A 19,444-nucleotide genomic window follows, 5' to 3' on the forward strand; every position below is an offset into this window, starting at 1 on the left:
AATTTATTTAATTTAAATTCTCTAATAGCTCAGTAATAGCATCAAGCTGGGGAGTTAAAATAACTTCAATTCTTCTATTGGAAGATTTTCCTTTTTCGTTACTGTTTGGTCCAACTGGCAGAAACTCTCCTCTGCCTGCAGCAGTAATATTTTGAGGTAAAATTTGTTTGTTATTTAATAATAATTGAACTATAGAAGTTGCTCTTTTAGTTGAGAGATCCCAATTGTTTTTGATTGGCCCATCTCCTGAATAAGGCACGTTATCAGTATGACCTTCTATTAATACATTAATTTCAGGATTTTCAGCTAAAACATTAGACAATTGATTAATTGCTTTTTTTCCTTCATTACCCACTGTCCAGCTTCCTGATTTAAATAAAAGTTTGTTTTCCATTGATACATAAACTTTACCATTTCTTTGCTCTACCGTTAATCCTTTTCCTTTAAAACTTAAAAGAGCATCTGATAAGTTTTTTTTAAGAAGACTTAGGTTTTGTTCTTTTTCTATTACAAGTCTTTCTAACTCTCCTACTCGTTCAAGCCCTTTACTTAGTTCATATTGTTTAAGTGCTAAACTATCTAACAGCCCATTATTTTCATTAATTCTAGCCTTAATATCTGAATCACTTTTAGAAGATAAAAAAGTGTAATCATTTTGTAATTTTGATAGCTCTGACTTCTTTAAAGTCAAGCTTTCATTAGTTACCTTAAGTAAATTAATTTTTAATTCTAGTCCCTCAGAAAGAGAATCAATCTTAATACTAAGTAATTTGTTTTCATTTTGCGAGGTTCTATATTTCATTTTCTGGCTTGCATAAAGATCTTCAATATCATTAAAAGTTTTAAACGATACACATCCGTTAATTAAAAAGGAAAAAAATACTATTGGAAAAAATGTTTTCATATTATGAAATTAAAATTTTAAAATTAATCCGACTGGACAATGGTCAGAATGATAAGCTTCGGGCATTATAAAAGAATTTATAATATTAGATGATAATTCTTTACTGACTAAGTTATAATCAATTCTCCAACCTTTATTGTTCGACCTGGAGTTTGCCCTATAACTCCACCAGCTATAATTATGTGGTTCTTTATTTAAAAATCTATACGAATCAATAAATCCGTTATTTAAAAAATTATCAAGCCATAATCTTTCTTCAGGTAAAAATCCAGAAATAGTTTTATTTCTAACTGGATCATGAATATCAATTGGCTTGTGACATATATTATAGTCACCAGATATTACAATGCGAGGAAAATCTTTTTTCAATTTATTAATATATTCTTGAAACTCTTTCATGAATTTAAATTTAAAGTCAAGTCTTTCAGTATTTGTTCCAGAAGGAAGATATAGACTGACTACTGAAAGTTCATCAAAATCAAGACGAAGGGTTCTTCCTTCATAATCCATTGATGGTATTCCAGTTCCATAAATTATATTATTTGGTTTTTTTTTTGATAGAATTCCAACACCACTATATCCTTTTTTTTGAGCTGCAAACCAGAAATGGTTATACCCTAAATCTTCAAAAATATTTGTGTCAATCTGATCTTTTTGAGCTTTTATTTCTTGAATACAAACAATATCTGGATTTGAAGACTTTAACCATTGAGCAAAACCTTTTTTCAAAGCTGCTCGAATACCATTTACATTATATGAAATTATTTTCATTGGTTACCAAAATAATAATAACAGCAATTAAATTTACTAAAATTAATAAAAGTTACCATTGATATTTTTAACAGAGCTATCAATTTGTTGGTAAAAGACTAATTTAAATTTTTTGTAGCCAGTTTTTAATATTCAGTTTGTCTTCTAAAAAACCGGAAATCTCTTTAAATGAAATTCGTTCCTGATTCATTGTGTCTCGATCTCTTATAGTTACAGTTTTATCTTCTAAAGACTGATGATCAACTGTAATACAAAATGGAGTTCCTAAAGCATCTTGACGCCTGTACCTTCTTCCAACTGCATCTTTTTCGTCATAAGAAATATTATATTTCCATTTCAAATCCTCTAATATTTTCCTAGCCAATTCAGGTAGACCATCTTTTTTCAATAGAGGTAACACGGCTACTTTATAAGGCGCTAAAATAGCTGGTAGTTTAAGTACAGTTCTTGTGTTTCCTTCTTCAATTAACTCTTCTTTAAGAGCCCAGGAAAAAATAGCTAAAAACATACGATCTAACCCAATAGACGTTTCTACTACGTATGGGGTATAATTTTTATTTTTTTCAGGATCAAAAAATTTAAGTTTTTTTCCTGAAAATTCTTCGTGTTTTGAAAGATCAAAATCAGTTCGGGAATGAATTCCCTCTAACTCTTTAAATCCAAATGGAAATTTAAACTCAATGTCAGTTGCAGCATCTGCATAGTGAGCAAGTTTTTCATGATCATGAAAACGATAATTATCTTGACCCATGCCTAGAGACAAGTGCCAACTTAAACGTGTTTCTTTCCATTTGTTATACCATTTTTTTTGTTCTCCCGGAGAAACAAAAAACTGCATTTCCATCTGCTCAAATTCTCTCATTCTGAAAATAAATTGTCTAGCAACTATTTCATTTCTAAAAGCTTTTCCTGTCTGAGCTATTCCAAAAGGAAGTTTCATTCTCCCTGATTTTTGAACATTTAAAAAATTTACAAAAATACCTTGAGCAGTTTCAGGTCTTAAATATAAATCTATAGATGATTCCGAGGAAGCGCCAAGTTTTGTTCCAAACATTAAATTGAATTGCTTAACATCTGTCCAATTCCTTGATCCAGATTCTGGACAAGCAATTTTCAGCTCTTCAATTAAAGACTTTACATCGGAAAGGTCTTCTGCTTCTAATGATTTATTTAAACGACTGAGTATTAGAGATACCTTGTTTTTATAATCAATTATTCTTGGATTAGTTTCAATAAATTGTTCTTGATTAAATTGTTCTCCAAAACGTTTGGATGCTTTTGTAATTTCTTTTTCAATTTTTAGTTCAATTTTAGCAACATAATCTTCTACTAAAACGTCCGCTCGATAACGTTTATTTGAGTCTTTATTGTCAATTAAAGGGTCACTAAAAGCATCTAAATGTCCAGAGGCTTTCCAAATTGTAGGATGCATAAAAATAGCAGAGTCCAATCCCACAATGTTTTCATTTAATTGAACCATAGATTTCCACCAATATTCACGAATATTATTTTTTAACATCACTCCATTTTGACCATAGTCATATATTGCATTTAAACCGTCATATATTTCACTTGACGAAAAAACAAAACCATACTCTTTTGCATGAGATATAGTTTTTTTAAAATGATCTGATTGATATGTCATAAAGCAAAAATAAGTCTTTTTAATCTCTTTAGTAAATCGGCTAATATTAATTAATTAACAGTCTAGTTTGATTTAATCAAGACTTAATAAATTATTGTATTATTTTTATAGAATAATTTGTATTATGCTTCCTAAACAATTTTTATTTTTATTTCTTTTTGTTTTCCTATTGTTTAGTTGTGCTAAAAGAGGCAACCCTACTGGGGGTTATAAGGATACCATTCCGCCTATAATGGTAAATGCTTCTCCAAAAAATGAAACTACTTTTTTTAAAAGTAAAAAAATCACAATTACCTTTGATGAATATATAAAGCTTAAAGACCTTAATCAACAATTAATTATTTCTCCTCCCATAGAGACTGACGAATATACTGTAGAGCCTCAATCAGCAATATCTAAAAAAATAAAAATTGAGTTTTCTGACAGTTTAAGTCTTGCTCAAGAAACAACATATACATTTAATTTCGGAAGTAGTATCCAGGATAATAATGAAGAAAACATATTACCTTTTTTCTCATACACTCTTTCAACAGGCTCAATAATTGATTCACTTTTTTTAAGAGGGAAAGTTTCTGATGCGTTTGATGATCAAAGTGAAAGTTTTGTTTCATTATATTTATATCCTATTGATAGTACTTATAAAGATTCAACAGTCTATCTTAAGAAACCATTATACGCAACTAGCACTTTAGATACTGTTTTATATCATTTTCAAAATTTAAGAAAAGATAATTATAAATTAATTGCACTAAAAGACTATGGGAAAAACTATTTGTATGATCAAGGTATCGATAAAATAGGTTTTATTGATCAAGTAGTTTCATTGCCGGGTGACACATTATATAATTTTAGGATTTTTAAGGAAAAGACACAGTTTTTTTGGGATCCTCCAAAATACGTTAATGATCACCATATAATTTTTGGATATTATGGGGTTCCTGAGGACAATCCAATTGAATTAATTACTCCAGTCCCTTCTGGGTTTAAAACATTTATAACTCAAGAAAGGGGAAAAGACAGTTTAAACTTTTGGTTTCCTGAAATTGAAGCTGACTCTCTTCAATTTGCTCTCAAAACAAAAGACAGCACATATGCCTTAAGTGTTAAGTTTTATAAACCAGAGTTAGATTCACTAGTTGTTTTACCAGAACAAAATGGAGGTATTGATTTAAACGATACTCTTAGATTTAAAAGCTCACTGCCCATAACTGAATTGAATAAAGAATTTATAACCATTAGGAATAACGATTCCATTTCACTTCCATTTGATTTAATATTAGATAGAAATAAAGATTTTATTCAGGTCTACTTTGATCTTGAGCCAAACGATAAATACTCAGTATCAATTCTTCCAAACGCGTTTAAAGATTTCTGGGGAGAAACAAATGACACAATTAATTTAAGTCTTCCGACTAAGTCATTTGACTCATATGGTGAAATTACCTTAAGATTAAATTGGGAAATTAAGGAGCAAGATTTTATTTTAGAACTTTTAAATTTAAAAAACGAAGTTATTAGGAGAAAGTTAAAAGAAAATGACTTGAAAAAATATACTTTTAAACTTCTAAATCCTAAAAATTATAAAGCTCGAATTATTTTGGATGATAATAATAATGGAAAATGGGATACAGGAAGTTATTTAAAGAATATTCAGCCTGAAAGAGTTATATATTTTTCCGATACAATTGAGCTTAGAGCTAACTGGGAAATGAATGAGATTTTTATTCTAAAATAAAACTGTCTTTTTCATCTAAAAATGGCAGAAAAGTTCTTATTTTTTTTAAATGATTTTTATCTAATTCCGTGACATAAACTCCTGCTTTATTCTTTAAGTTTAATATTTTTTTACCCAAAGAATCTATCACAAGTGAATGACCTGGATAACTATTTTTGTTTTCATCTAACCCAATGCGATTAACACCAATACAGTAAGAAACATTTTCTATAGCTCTAGCAATTATTAAATTATCCCAAGCATTAATTCTAGGTGATGGCCAGTTAGCCACATAAATTAATAATTCATAATCATCAACATTTCTTGACCAAACAGGAAAACGAAGGTCGTAGCATATTCTCAATAGTATTTTCCATCCATTATATTCAATTAAACCAAAATTTGAGCCAGAACAATATGATTCTCCTTCTCCTGCCATTTTAAAAGTATGTCGTTTGTCATAAGAACTAATACAACCGTCAGGCTCAACAAAAACAAGTCTGTTATAAAAACATTTTTTCTCTCTGATCACTAAACTTCCGCAAATTGCAGCATTTTTAATTTTTGAAAGTTTTTTTAGCCAAATTATAGAGTCGCCTTGCATCGACTCTGCAACTGTTTTTGGATGCATCGTAAAACCAGAAGTAAACATTTCAGGTAGAATGAATAAATCTATTTTAGATTTTTCATTAAGTATTTTTTTTTCAATTAAACTTCTATTTAATACTGGATTTTCCCAGACTAAATCTGTTTGAACTAAAGCAACAGTTAGTTTATCTTTCATAACTTTATGAATAAATCAATTTTATAAAACTATGAAGAATTTAACTTTTTTATTTTTATTATTAACTTCTACATGTATAAATGCTCAAAATTTTTATTTTCCTGAAAAAAATGTTCAATGGAAAGAGGTTAGTCCCGAGTTATACAAAATTGACAATTTAAAAATACGTAATGCAATTGATTTTGCTACTTCTAATGAGTATTCTGGAGATCCTGATCTAAGAATAGCTATATTAAAAGGGTTTTCTAGAGAACCATTTCACAAAATTTTAGGCCCAACAAAAAAAAGAGGAGGACCTGCTGGGGTTATTTTAAAGAACGGATATATTATAGGCAAGTGGGGAGATCTCAAAAGAGTAGACATGACTTTTAGCGTAACAAAAAGTTATCTTTCAACAGTTGCTGGAATAGCTTATGATAAAGGCTTGATCCCTAATCTAGATGAAAAATTAAGTGAAAGAGTCTGGGATAAAACCTTTAAAGGAAATCATAATAATAAAATTACATGGACTCACTTGTTAAATCAGTCATCTGATTGGTCTGGCGAATTGTGGGAGACATTTGATTGGGGAGACAGACCAATTTCAAAATCCATTGATAGTATGCGATACAGAAAGCTCCATAAACCTGGTTCTCATTATAAATATAACGATGTAAGAGTAAATGTCTTAGCGTATTCCTTATTGAATGTTTTTAGAGAGCCTTTACCAAAAATTCTCAGGAACAATATTATGGATCAAATTGGAGCATCGAGTTCATGGAGATGGTATGGCTACGACAATTCATGGGTGAATATTGATGGACAATGGCTACAGTCTGTATCTGGAGGAGGTCATTCTGGTGGCGGAATGTTTATTAACACTCTTGACCATGCTCGTTTTGGCTTATTGTTTTTATCCAATGGTAATTGGAATGGTAAGCAACTTATTAGTGAAGAATGGATTAAAAAAGCTACTTCTCCATCTGAAGCAAATCCAAGTTATGGATATATGTGGTGGCTAAACAACCCTAAAGGAAAACGTTTTTGGAAAAAAATTCCTTCAAATATATACTATGCTTCAGGCTTTGGTGGTAACTATATAATTATAATACCTGATGAAAAAATAGTAGTTGTAGCAAGGTGGTTGGAACCAAAAAAATTATATGAATTCATGGAACATCTTTTTAAGGCTCTTTAATAAGAAATTAGCTCTTAAAAAGGGTTGATATGTATTCCCTGTTCATTCTAGCAATGTTTTCTAAAGAAATACCTTTGGGGCACTCAACCTCACAAGCTCCAGTATTTGTACAGTTCCCAAAACCTTCTTCATCCATTTGTTTGACCATATTTCTTACCCGATCTGTAGCTTCTATTTTTCCCTGAGGTAATAAGGAAAATTGAGAAACCTTAGCTGCAACAAAAAGCATTGCAGATGCATTTTTACAACTAGCCACACAAGCGCCACAGCCTATACAGGTAGCAGCATCAAATGCACGATCAGCATCATACTTTTCAATTGGAATTGAATTTGCATCTTGTGTGTTTCCAGAAGTGTTTACGCTAACAAAACCTCCTGCTTGTTGAATTCTATCAAATGAAGACCTATCTACCACCAAATCTTTAATTACAGGGAAAGCATTTGCTCTAAATGGTTCAATTGTTATTGTTTCACCATCCTTAAACTTTCTCATATGCAATTGACAGGTGGTTACTAGTCTATCTGGACCGTGTGCTTCTCCATTTATAAACATAGAGCACATACCACATATCCCTTCTCTACAGTCATGATCAAAAGCAACAGGCTCTTCACCTTTATTTATAAGTCGGCCATTTAAAAAATCCATCATTTCTAGAAAGGACATATCAGGAGAAACATCAGAGATAGGATACTCTACCATCTTTCCCTTTGATTCAGAATTTGATTGACGCCAAATTTTTAATGTTAAATTCATGTTTTATTTATATGATCGTGTTTTAACTTCTATCTCTTCATAATAAAGCATCTCTTTTCTTAATGTGGCATCTGAAGGTTCACCTTTATATTCCCATGCAGAAACAAAATTAAAAAATTTATCATCACGTAGTGCTTCTCCTTCAGGTGTTTGAGACTCTTCTCTGAAGTGTCCTCCGCAAGACTCGGTTCTCTCTAAAGCATCTTTAGCAAACAACTCTCCTAACTCTAAAAAATCAGCAACTCTTCCAGCTTTTGCTAATTCTTCATTAAACTCATCTAAACCTCCAGGAACTCTTACGTTTTCATAAAAATCTTTTCGCAAAATTTTAATTTCACTCATTGCTTCTTTTAATTCTTTTGCATTTCTAGACATTCCACATTTATCCCACATTATCTTACCTAATTTTCTGTGATAATAGTCTACAGAATTTTCTCCTTTATTATAAATAAACTTTGCCAGACGAACTCTTACTTCTTCCTCAGCCTTAATAAATTCCGGAGTGTCAATTGAAATTTTTCCAGTACGAATATCTTCAGATAAATAATCTCCAATAGTATAAGGCAAAACAAAATATCCGTCTGCCAAGCCTTGCATTAATGCTGAAGCTCCCAATCTATTAGCTCCATGATCAGAAAAATTAGCTTCACCAATGGCATAACAACCAGGAATCGAAGTCATTAAATTGTAGTCTACCCATACACCTCCCATAGTATAATGGACTGCTGGATAAATCATCATAGGGGTTTCATATGGATCTTGATCTACTATTTTCTCGTACATCTGAAATAAGTTGCCATATTTAGATCTGATAATTTTTTGACCTAATTTATTAATTAAAGGCTTATCTTCTTCATTTAAACCCTTGACATGTGCTTCTTCTTTTCCATATCTTTCTATTGCGGAAGAAAAATCAAGGTAAACAGCTTCACCTGTTTTATTAACTCCATAACCTTCATCACATCTTTCTTTTGCAGCTCTCGATGCAACATCTCTAGGAACCAGATTTCCAAAAGCAGGATAGCGTCTTTCTAAATAATAATCTCTATTTTCCTCATTAATATGAGTAGGGTTTAAACTACCTTCTCTTATAGACTTAACATCTTCTATGTTCTTTGGAACCCATATTCTACCATCATTTCTGAGAGATTCAGACATTAAGGTAAGCTTTGATTGATGATCTCCAGAAACAGGAATGCACGTTGGGTGTATCTGAGTAAAACATGGATTTGCAAAATGAGCTCCTTTTTTGTGGATTTTCCAGGCTGCAGTTACATTTGACCCCATGGCATTTGTAGATAAGAAAAAAACATTTCCATATCCACCAGAGGCAATTACAACTGCATGCGCGCTATGTCTTTCTAATTTTCCGTTCACAAGATTTCTTGTGATGATTCCTCTTGCTTTTCCATTTACAAGAACCAAATCCATCATCTCATGACGATTATACATTTTTATTTTTCCTCTTCCTATTTGACGATTCATTGCAGAATAGGCCCCTAATAATAACTGTTGCCCAGTTTGGCCTTTAGCATAAAAAGTTCTTGACACTAACACCCCACCAAATGATCTATTATCAAGCAATCCTCCATAATCTCTGGCAAATGGAACTCCCTGAGCAACACATTGATCAATTATGTTGGCTGAAACTTCAGCTAATCGATGCACATTTCCTTCTCTAGAGCGATAGTCACCTCCCTTGATAGTGTCATAGAAAAGACGATGTGTCGAATCTCCATCACCCTGATAATTTTTTGCAGCATTAATGCCTCCCTGAGCTGCAATTGAATGAGCTCTTCTTGGAGAATCTTGAAAACAAAATGTCTTAACATTATATCCCAATTCTGCAAGTGTAGCAGACGCTGAAGCTCCTGCTAACCCAGTTCCAACAACAATTACATCAATTAATCTTTTATTTGCAGGACTAACAAGATTTATATTGCTTTTATGATTAGTCCACTTTTCTGAAAGAGACCCTTTAGGTGTTTTTGAATCCATTTGTGCCATAGTTTATCCGTTTAAATGATGAAATATTGCAATAAAAACAAATCCTAACGGAATTATAAAAGAAAAAGCTATTGTAAACTTTTTCACTCCTATCATGAATTTATTATTGAAGCCAACTGATTGAAAAGCAGAACTAAATCCATGAAATAAGTGAAGGGCTAAAAAAACAAAAGAAATTGAATAAAAGACAACTCTATAAGGGCTTTGAAATTTATGAACCAGTTCTCCATAATAACGATTTGGATCATCTGGAAGAACTTCTATATATTTATAATTCATTTCTGGAACCCAAAAATCATAAAAATGTAAAACTAAAAACGACAGAATAGCTAGGCCAGAAAAAATCATATTTCTTGACATCCAATTTGCATTTTCAGAACCTTTATAGGATTCATAATTATTAGTTCTTGCTTTATTGTTTTTTATTTCTAAAATAAAACCCATCACAAAGTGAAACACTACTCCAAAAATCAAGACAGGCTGCAAAATAAATTGAACAAGAGGGTTTGTTCCCATAAAATGAGATATTGAGTTAAACATCTCTTCGCTGAAAACAGAAGTAAGATTTATAGTAAAGTGTTGAGCAAGAAAAAAAACTAAAAACAAACCAGAAAGTGCCATGGCAACCTTTCTTGCTATCGATGATAAAGTCATACAGAAAATTACATTAAACTCTTCAAAACAAAATTAAGCCACAATCACTAGACGACCAACCTTGTTTTGCTATTTTTAATGAATCTTTATAAGGTAAAAGCTAATAATTTTAATACGATAGTAAATGTTTTAATTTACGCTAAAGAATTTGCTTTGTGTTTTACCTTGTTTTTTGACATTCAAACTATACCTTCCAATGGGTAAATAATATGTTCCATCATCTCCTAAATGGAAATTATTATTATTTGATTTTACTTCTTTATCGATTGATAAATTATATTCAACTTCATTAAATCCAATATCTAAAATTACTTCCTTTTCATAAACAAGAATTCCCTTATTTGACCTTATACTTACTAAAGATTTTCCTGCTAATTTTGACCAAATAGCGAATCTAAAAAATGGCTTATAGGTGTCTGACCATACAGCCCTTCTTGATCCCCATCTTTTGGAAAACTTTAGAGGTTTAATTTCAAATAAATGAATTGGTTTATTTAATATTTCTGGAGTAAGTGATTGAACTAATTCTATATTGCTTTTAAAAATTGATCTTCCGTGTGTTCCTATTATTAAATCATTTGCCTCAGATTGAACTACTAAGTCGTGAACAGCTGCAGTTGTTAGTCCCTTTTGAAATGCTTCCCAATTTTTTCCATTATTTAATGATATATATGTCCCAATATCATTTCCTAAATATAAAATATTGGACTTTTTTGGGTCTTCATAAATTATATTTACTGGGCTATCTGGTAATCCCATTATTATTGAGACCCATGTTTTTCCATAATCATTACTTACATATACATATGATTTAAAATCATCACTCCTGTATCCGTTAAAAGTTAAATACACACGGCTTTTAATGTGAGAAGATGCAACCACCCTGCTAACCCATAAATCTTTGGGTAAGTTTTCAGCAATAATATCCCAAGTTACTCCACCATTAAGAGTCAAAGACACCTTTCCATCATCACTTCCAGTGTATAAAAGACCAAATTTAAACGGTGATTCTGAAATTGTTGTTATTGTTCCGTAAGCTACATTTCCCTTTTTACCTCCGAATGTAAGATCCCCTGAAATTAGATTCCATGAATCTCCTTTATTAAATGATTGATGTAGTTTATTACTTCCAAAGTAAACTATGTCTTGATTGTGTTTAGATAAGAGGATTGGTGTTTGCCAATTATAACGATAAGGAGATTCTCCTAATTCATGTTTAGGCTTTATTGATTTTCTGTATGGACTTTCTCCATCACCTAAGTTTAGTCTAAAGTAATTTCCAAATTGATAACCTGTATAAACGATATTTGAATTTCTTTTGTCAATCTGCACTTGCATTCCATCTCCTCCTAAAATCCTTTGCCAAGGGTTTTTTCCAGTAGCTTGCCATCTTGAATCTTCAATCGAATTGTTTGCACCTTTCCATACACCATTATCTTGAAGACCTCCATATACATTGTATGGTGTTTCATAATCTACATTCACAGAATAAAACTGACCTACGTTTGTTGAATTATTTTTAACCCAATTAACACCATCATCATAAGTGATATTAACCCCTCCGTCATTTCCATTAATTAAATGTCCTGGTTTTTCCGGATTGATCCATAAAGCATGATGATCTGAATGCACATTGTTTTTTCCAATAGAATAAAATGTCTCTCCCCCATCATCAGAAGTTAAAAGTGGAACCCCATAGATATATATTTTTTTTTTATTTTTAGGAGCAACATGAATATGGCCAAAATAATACCCGTAACTATTGTAAACTCCATCCAGAAATTCTTTATGAGTTTTTTTCCAAGTTAAGCCTCCATTTTCACTTTTATATACTTCAGGACCTATAACTGGAGTGTCAAAAAGCTGAGTATTTGCATCTTCCAAATACATTGATAAATCTAAAGGATTTAAACTTCCATTTTGAATCATTTTTTTCAAACTTTTAGCTGTATGTTTTTTTGGAAAACCCTTGTTTTTTAAGAATTTGTTTAATAGGTCGTTGTCCATTGATAAAAAGTTTGATTTATTCATGATTTTGAAATCATCTTTTGATAATGAATTGCTAGAATCTTGATTAATTTCTCTTCTAAATTGACTGTCATGTATAGCATAAATAACATCCTTATCATATACAGCTAAGCCTATTCTACCAACTCCCTTTCCATTTGGAAAACCACTATTAGGTTTACTTACTAATCGCCAGGTCTCACCAAAATCTAAACTTTTATATATTCCAGAAGAAGAACCATTACCCTTAAAATTCCATGCTTTTCGATCTTTTTCCCAAGAGGTTGCAAAAATTATTAATGGATTTTTTAGAGATTGAGCCATATCAATTATACCAGTTTGGTTGTTGATATACAGGGTTTTTTTCCAATTAACACCTTCATCTTTTGAAACATATATTCCGCGTGCTTCACTCAAAGAATATAGAGGGCCTGTCGATCCAACCACTATGTGTTTTGGATCATCGGGATTTATTATTATTTTTCCTATATGATGGGTGTTAGATAAACCGTGATGAGTCCATGTTTTACCATTATCTTTAGTTCTCAAGATTCCAATTCCTGCATATGAGGATCTAGAGGAGTTGTTTTCTCCTGTTCCAACCCATAATGTATTTGAAGGCCAGTGCATTGAAATCTCTCCAACATTTTGTGTTGGAGCATTATTCATTATTGGAGTAAAACTAATTCCATTATCTTTTGTGTGCCATATCCCTCCAGATGCATACGCTACATAAAACTCCGAGGATTCTTTAGGATTAACATCTAAAGCAACAACTCTACCGCTCATAATTGCAGGACCTATAGCTGCAAAGTGTATATTTTTAAATCTTGAATCTTTTTGATTTAATAAATGAAATTTACTTGATTCATATGTGTCTAATGCAATAGGTTTGACTTGGGAGAACAGTAAACCACTTAAGAGCGAAATGAAAATAATTTTTTTTATCATAATTGTAATTTCTATTATTTGTTAAATTAGTAAAAAAATGACTGGTAAATGTTTATTTAAAACCCATTATCTTCGTTAATAAATAATTATAAATGCGCTACACCCCTATTTCATCATCCGTTTATAAAAAAAATAGAGCTAATTTTTCAAATAATCTTGATTCTCTTGGACTTGCAGTTTTTAACTCTAATGATATCTATCCAATTAGTGCAGACAGCACTCTTCCCTTTGCTCAGCATAGAGATCTTTTTTATCTAACTGGTATTGATCAAGAAGAAACAATTTTATTGCTTTTTCCAGAAGCAAAAAATCCAAGACACAGAGAAATACTATTCATTAAGGAGACCAATGATCATATTGCCGTTTGGGAAGGTGAAAAATTATCTAAAACACAAGCAAATAAGTTATCTGGTATTGAAACAATTTTATGGATTTCAGATTTTGAGAATATGTTTTTTAAATTGACCACTCAATCTGAATTATTTTACTTTAACACCAATGAACATTACAGGGCTTCTGTTGAAACTCAAACAAGAGAAGATAGATTTATAGAATGGGCGAAAAAAAAATATCCTGCCCATAATGTCGCGAAAAGTAATCCTATTTTACAGAAATTAAGATCTGTGAAGTCAGCTGAAGAAATTAAACAAATTCAAATAGCCTGTAATATTACAGAAAAAGGCATAAGAAGGTTATTTAGTTTTATTAAACCAGGAATTTGGGAGTATGAAATTGAGGCTGAATTGGCTCATGAGTTTATGAAAAATAAATCTAAGGGGTTTGCATATACGCCAATAATTGCCTCAGGTAAAAACGCAAATATCCTTCATTATATTAAAAATAACAACCAGTGTGAAGATGGAGAATTAATTCTTTTAGATGTTGCAGCTGAATATGGTAATTACTCAAGTGATTTAACCCGAACATTGCCAGTGTCAGGAAAGTTCAATGATCGTCAAAAAGCAGTTTATAATTCGGTTTTAACTGTTAAGAAAAAGGCAACTAAATTATTAATTCCTGGAGCATATTGGGAGGAGTATCATGTTGAGGTTGGAGAAATCATGACAGCTGAACTACTAAAACTTGGTTTGCTTGATAAAGCTGATCTTCAAAATCAAGAGTCTGACTTACCGGCATATAAAAGATATTTTATGCACGGAACCTCACATCATATCGGCCTTGACACTCATGATTATGGCCTTTTACAAGACCCTCTTAAAGCAAATATGGTTTTTACAGTTGAACCCGGAATTTATATCCCTGAAGAGGGATTTGGTGTAAGACTAGAAGACGATGTTGTTGTTCAGGAAAATGGTGAACCTAAAAATTTAATGGAAAAAATTCCTATAGAAATTGAAGAGATTGAAGATTTAATGAATAAAAATTAGTGACATCCACAATCTGGGCCACAGTCCTTATCATTTTTTGATCTATAAAAAAGACTTTTTATAACATATCTTAATGAAAAAAAACCAGCTATCAAGACCATAAAACCCTGAAAATATACCATTATGATAATGTTTGATAAGCTATTAATGCAGCAAGGTAGGCAATTAAAGTCATCGACACCAATTGTAATAATGGCCATTTCCATGAATTTGTCTCTCTGCGAACAATAGCTAATGTGCTCATACATTGCATTGCAAATGCATAAAAAAGAAGTAATGAAATTCCAGTAGGTAAATCAAACATTGGTTGACCATTTGATTTTAATTCACTTCTCATTTTTTCTTTAATTGTCATTTCATTTTCTTGGCCAACACTATAAATCGTAGCTAAGGTTCCAACAAAAACTTCACGCGCAGCAAATGAAGTTATAAGTGCTATTCCAATTTTCCAATCGTAACCTAATGGACTTATGATTGGAGTTATAGATTTTCCCATAATTCCAATGTAAGAATGTTCAAGTTTATATGATCCAATTTGATAGTCTAAAGCCTCTGAAGACCATTCTGATGATCGAGGATTCGATTTCACAATTTCTTCAGCATTTTTAAAATTCTCTCCAGGCCCAAAAGAAGCCAATCCCCATAAGATAATTGAAATTGACAAAATAATTTTTCCAGCTTCAAAAACAAATGCTTTAACTTTTTCTAAAACGTTAATAAACACATTTCCTAGCAAAGGCATTTTATAATCTGGAAGCTCAACAACAAAATAAGTTTTGTGATTTATCTTAAGAACCTTTGTCAAAATAGAAGAAGAAACAAGTGCTGTTAAAAACCCTAACAAATATAAACCCATTAGAGTTATTCCTTGTATGTTCATACCCATCCACCTCTGATCAGGAATAACTAATGCTATGATAATTAGATACACTGGGAGTCTTGCTGCACAGGTTGTAAATGGAGTAACTAGTATTGTTATAAGCCTTTCTTTCCAGTTTTCTATATTTCTTGTTGCCATTACAGCAGGAATAGCACAAGCTGTTCCAGAAATTAATGGAATTACACTTTTACCGCTTAAACCGAACTTTCTGAGACCTCTATCCATAAGAAACACGACTCTACTCATATAGCCCGATTCTTCTAGGATAGATATAAAAAAAAATAAAAAAGAAATTTGTGGAATAAAAATAACAATACCTCCAATTCCAGTAATAATTCCCTCAGAGATCAGATTAGTGAATAATCCCGGAGGAAAATTTTTCTTAACACTATCACTTAAGGACGCGAAGGTTGAATCAATAAAATCCATTGGATAGCTACTCCAATCGTATATAGATTGAAATATTAATAATAACAAAAAAAAGAAAATAACATAACCCCAAAATTTATGAATCAATACTCTATCTATACGGCTTCTTAAATCAGTCGCATTGTTAATATTTACAGAATAGGTTGATTTTAAAATACTATTAATTACCTGATATCTTTTTATAGTTTCCCGTTGTTGAAGTCTTTTAATTATTTGATCAGAATAGGTTGAAAAACCATTAAAGTTTTTAATTTCATTTCTATCTATATCCCCAAAATTAGTGTCTTGAGTAATTACTAACCAAAGTTTGTATAATTGCTCATTAGGAAATACTTTTTGAAGATTTTTAAAATATTCCTTATCAATATTTTTAAGGTCTAAAAAATTTGACTTTGATAATCTTCTATAATTAATCAATAATTCTTTGAGTGTTTCAAAACCTTTATTTTCTCTAACACTAATTAAAGCAACTTTAGTGTCCAGCTTTTTTTCTAATAAATCAATGTCAATTTTTATACCCTTTCGAATCATTCGATCAGACATATTTATAGCTAAGATTGCTGGTATGTTTAAATCCTTAACCTGAGTAAATAATAATAGATTTCTTTTTAAATTTTCTACATCTGTAATGACAACAGCAACATCTGGATAATCACGATTGTTTTTATTCATTAATAATTCAAGAACAATGCTTTCGTCTATTGATGAAGCATTTACACTATATGTTCCTGGAAGATCTATTAAATGTGCTTTAGTCATTCTATCTAAAGTGCAATAGCCTTCTTTTTTCTCGACAGTTATTCCAGGATAATTTCCAACCTTTTGATTAAGACCTGTCAATTTATTAAACACAGAAGTTTTGCCCGTATTTGGATTTCCAATTAAAGCAACATTTATAGACTTAATCATATTCTTTAATTGAATCAATAAAAATTTGACACGCTAAGTCTTTTCTTATAGCAATATGAGTTCCATCAACTTTAAGATACAATGGGTCATTGAATGGAGCTAGGTAAAGTAATTCAACCTCATTCCCGGGAAGGCATCCCATTTCTATCAACTTCAAAGGCAAATTGGCAGTTTCAAATTGAATTATTACACCCTTTTCTCCAGGCACCAATTTGTCTAAAGATTTCATTTTTTTTTAAGTTTCAAGGAAACAAAAATAGTTATTTTTATTTCTTAAGTATGAATTTAATTAATTGAATATTCGGCTTTTAGGTTAAGTATGTCATTTTGTATTTCTTTCATATCCTCCTTTACTGTGCCATCATAAAATCCTCTAATTCTTTTATCTGGGTCTATTAAAATAAAATTTTCTGTATGGATCATATCATATAAGTTACCATCAACATTTGTTTTAACAGCTAGATAAGATTGTCGAGCCAAATCATAAATTTCTTTTTTTGGGCCTGTTACTAAATGCCATTTCTCATCAATGATTCCCTTTTCTAATGCATATTTTTTTAATTGAGCTACTGAATCTATTTTAGGAGTAACGGAGTGTGATAAAAGTAGAACTGAAGAATCATTTTTAAAAGTATTTTGAATAACCGACATGTTTTCTGTCATTATCGGACATATTGAGGGACATGTAGTGAAGAAAAAATCAGCTACGTAAATCTTATTTTCAAATGTATTTTGAGTTACCCATTTATTATTTTGATTTTTAAGTTTAAAGTCAGCTATTCTATGAAATTTTTTTACATGCTGCATACTACTATCTACAAGCTCAAAATTAACCATTGCAGGGCTATAGATTGGTAAAATTCTTTTTGGTTTTAATGCATCATAAAACAACATCAAAATTATTATACATATAAATGAAAATACAGATAAGAAGACTTTGTATTTTAAAAAAAAACTTTTCAATTTTTATGAATTAATCTTAATGATTACAAAGATACATAAAAGCAATATCGATAAACTATTATTTAAGAGATATGAGATTTTTGTGGTCAATTAAAAAACACTAATTTTGGGCCCAAATTAATTTTACATGAGTTTATTTTTTATTAAAGGGTCTCAACTACTTTTAAGTCTATCGATACTTATCGTTTTACATGAGTTAGGGCATTTTATACCAGCAAAATTATTCAAGACCCGAGTAGAGAAATTTTATTTATTTTTTGATATTAAATTCTCATTGTTTAAGAAAAAAATTGGGGAAACTGAATACGGTATTGGTTGGCTTCCTTTAGGTGGCTATGTTAAAATAGCGGGAATGATAGATGAAAGTATGGACACCGAACATTTAAATAAAGATCCTGAACCATGGGAATTTAGATCAAAGCCAGCTTGGCAGCGATTAATTATAATGCTAGGTGGGGTTACCGTTAATCTTATTCTTGGATTTTTAATTTATATGATGGTTGCTTTCATTTGGGGAAAAACTATAATAACAAATGAAGATTTACCCGGAGGCTATGAAGTAGCTGAAATTATGAAACCATACGGGTTTAAAGATGGAGATAAAATTTTAGAGGTAAATGGGAATGATCTTGAAAACATAGCTGATATTTCTAAATATTTGTTTTTAAGAAATGTTTCAAGTGTTAAGGTTGAGCACTTTGATGGAAAAAATGAAATTTTAACTATTCCTGAGAATATAGGAGTTCAAATGTTTGAGACAGGAAATATGTTACCTTTTACTGCTTTAGTTCAACCTATTATTGATTCGATTGAACCAAATTCTCCAGCACAAAAAGCAAATTTAATTTCAGAAGATTTGATTTTATCAGTAAATGGAACATCAATCATTAAATGGCAAGATTTTACAAAATTAGTTAAAGAAAGTAGTTCAAAATCAGTGGTTCTCGACGTTAAAAGAAAAGGTAGGGTTATTTCAAAAACAATAAGCTTAAGAGATGACAATACGATTGGGGTAGGTCTTAAGATTCCTGTTATTACTCCCACTCAACTAAGCTTCACAATGTCAGAAAGTATTTCTAGAGGCTATCAAAAAGCTTATTGGACTCTTTTAGACTATGTTTCACAATTTAAATATGTGTTTTCCAAAAAAGGAGCATCACAACTTGGAGGATTTGCTTCAATTGGGGGGCTATTTCCTCCAACATGGGACTGGCGGGGTTTCTGGGAAAGTACAGCACTAATTTCTATCATATTGGCATTTATGAATCTATTACCAATTCCAGCTCTTGATGGAGGACATGTTATGTTTTTACTTTATGAGCTAGTCTCAGGCAGAAAGCCAAATGATAAATTCATGGAATATGCACAAGTATTTGGATTTTTCTTATTGATGTCTTTAGTTTTATATGCAAATGGAAATGATGTTTATCGTGCAATTTTCGGGTAAAAGATTATTTAAATCCAATTAATCCTCTCTTAGTTTAAATAAAAAATAAACTTGTTTTTT

Annotated in this window: 15 protein-coding genes; 4 read left to right on the forward strand and 11 right to left on the reverse strand. The window is 31.0% G+C overall.

Features of this window, described 5'->3' with window-relative positions; genetic code table 11:
- Positions 1–7: 7 nt before the first annotated feature.
- The 3 genes from AC34EU_RS04250 to AC34EU_RS04260 all read right to left on the reverse strand — a co-directional run bounded on the left by AC34EU_RS04250 (position 8) and on the right by AC34EU_RS04260 (position 3,320).
- Positions 8–904 carry an OmpA/MotB family protein gene (locus AC34EU_RS04250; protein WP_487533846.1) on the reverse strand — a complete coding sequence of 299 codons (897 nt, stop codon included), beginning with the start codon at positions 902–904 and terminating at the stop codon, positions 8–10.
- Positions 905–913: 9 nt separating this feature from the next.
- Positions 914–1,675: an exodeoxyribonuclease III gene (locus AC34EU_RS04255; protein ID WP_487533847.1), complete on the reverse strand. Its 762-nt coding sequence runs from the start codon at positions 1,673–1,675 to the stop codon at positions 914–916.
- Between the two features lie 103 nt (positions 1,676–1,778).
- Entirely contained in the window at positions 1,779–3,320 is a 1,542-nt protein-coding gene (locus AC34EU_RS04260; RefSeq protein ID WP_487533848.1) for a glycine--tRNA ligase, read from the reverse strand.
- A 124-nt stretch (positions 3,321–3,444) separates the two neighbouring features.
- Between AC34EU_RS04260 and AC34EU_RS04265 the strand changes: the two genes are divergently transcribed.
- Positions 3,445–5,055 (forward strand): Ig-like domain-containing protein, encoded by a 1,611-nt coding sequence (locus AC34EU_RS04265; protein ID WP_487533849.1) that lies wholly within the window; start codon positions 3,445–3,447, stop codon positions 5,053–5,055.
- On the opposite strand, the gene AC34EU_RS04270 is transcribed toward AC34EU_RS04265, so the two are convergent.
- On the reverse strand, positions 5,042–5,818 hold the full coding sequence (locus tag AC34EU_RS04270) for a nitrilase family protein (RefSeq protein ID WP_487533850.1): 777 nt from the start codon (positions 5,816–5,818) through the stop codon (positions 5,042–5,044). The genes AC34EU_RS04265 and AC34EU_RS04270 overlap by 14 nt on opposite strands.
- Before the next feature lie 31 nt (positions 5,819–5,849).
- Between AC34EU_RS04270 and AC34EU_RS04275 the strand changes: the two genes are divergently transcribed.
- Complete coding sequence (locus AC34EU_RS04275) at positions 5,850–6,995, forward strand: serine hydrolase domain-containing protein (RefSeq protein ID WP_487533851.1); 1,146 nt, start codon at positions 5,850–5,852, stop codon at positions 6,993–6,995.
- A gap of 7 nt (positions 6,996–7,002) precedes the next feature.
- Here the strand turns inward: AC34EU_RS04275 and AC34EU_RS04280 are convergent, their stop codons facing one another.
- The 4 genes from AC34EU_RS04280 to AC34EU_RS04295 all read right to left on the reverse strand — a co-directional run bounded on the left by AC34EU_RS04280 (position 7,003) and on the right by AC34EU_RS04295 (position 13,368).
- Positions 7,003–7,749: a succinate dehydrogenase/fumarate reductase iron-sulfur subunit gene (locus AC34EU_RS04280; protein WP_487533852.1), complete on the reverse strand. Its 747-nt coding sequence runs from the start codon at positions 7,747–7,749 to the stop codon at positions 7,003–7,005.
- Positions 7,750–7,752: 3 nt separating this feature from the next.
- Entirely contained in the window at positions 7,753–9,756 is a 2,004-nt protein-coding gene (locus tag AC34EU_RS04285; protein ID WP_487533853.1) for a fumarate reductase/succinate dehydrogenase flavoprotein subunit, read from the reverse strand.
- A 3-nt stretch (positions 9,757–9,759) separates the two neighbouring features.
- Complete coding sequence (locus AC34EU_RS04290; protein WP_487533854.1) at positions 9,760–10,410, reverse strand: succinate dehydrogenase cytochrome b subunit; 651 nt, start codon at positions 10,408–10,410, stop codon at positions 9,760–9,762.
- Positions 10,411–10,539: 129 nt separating this feature from the next.
- Positions 10,540–13,368 (reverse strand): glycosyl hydrolase, encoded by a 2,829-nt coding sequence (locus tag AC34EU_RS04295; protein ID WP_487533855.1) that lies wholly within the window; start codon positions 13,366–13,368, stop codon positions 10,540–10,542.
- A gap of 92 nt (positions 13,369–13,460) precedes the next feature.
- Between AC34EU_RS04295 and AC34EU_RS04300 the strand changes: the two genes are divergently transcribed.
- Entirely contained in the window at positions 13,461–14,756 is a 1,296-nt protein-coding gene (locus AC34EU_RS04300) for an aminopeptidase P family protein (protein WP_487533856.1), read from the forward strand.
- Positions 14,757–14,877: 121 nt separating this feature from the next.
- On the opposite strand, the gene feoB is transcribed toward AC34EU_RS04300, so the two are convergent.
- From feoB to AC34EU_RS04315, 3 genes are read right to left on the reverse strand one after another with little or no spacing between them, the layout of a single operon-like run.
- Entirely contained in the window at positions 14,878–16,974 is a 2,097-nt protein-coding gene (feoB, locus tag AC34EU_RS04305) for a ferrous iron transport protein B (protein WP_487533857.1), read from the reverse strand.
- Positions 16,967–17,203 carry a FeoA family protein gene (locus AC34EU_RS04310; protein ID WP_487533858.1) on the reverse strand — a complete coding sequence of 79 codons (237 nt, stop codon included), beginning with the start codon at positions 17,201–17,203 and terminating at the stop codon, positions 16,967–16,969. The genes feoB and AC34EU_RS04310 overlap by 8 nt, the downstream gene beginning before the upstream one ends.
- 56 nt (positions 17,204–17,259) lie before the next feature.
- Complete coding sequence (locus AC34EU_RS04315) at positions 17,260–17,937, reverse strand: SCO family protein (RefSeq protein WP_487533859.1); 678 nt, start codon at positions 17,935–17,937, stop codon at positions 17,260–17,262.
- A gap of 127 nt (positions 17,938–18,064) precedes the next feature.
- Here AC34EU_RS04315 and rseP point away from each other — a divergent pair, with 127 nt between their 5' ends.
- Complete coding sequence (gene rseP / locus AC34EU_RS04320) at positions 18,065–19,384, forward strand: RIP metalloprotease RseP (RefSeq protein WP_489696079.1); 1,320 nt, start codon at positions 18,065–18,067, stop codon at positions 19,382–19,384.
- Positions 19,385–19,444 lie beyond the last annotated feature (60 nt).

This window comes from Candidatus Marivariicella framensis, from assembly GCF_982709265.1.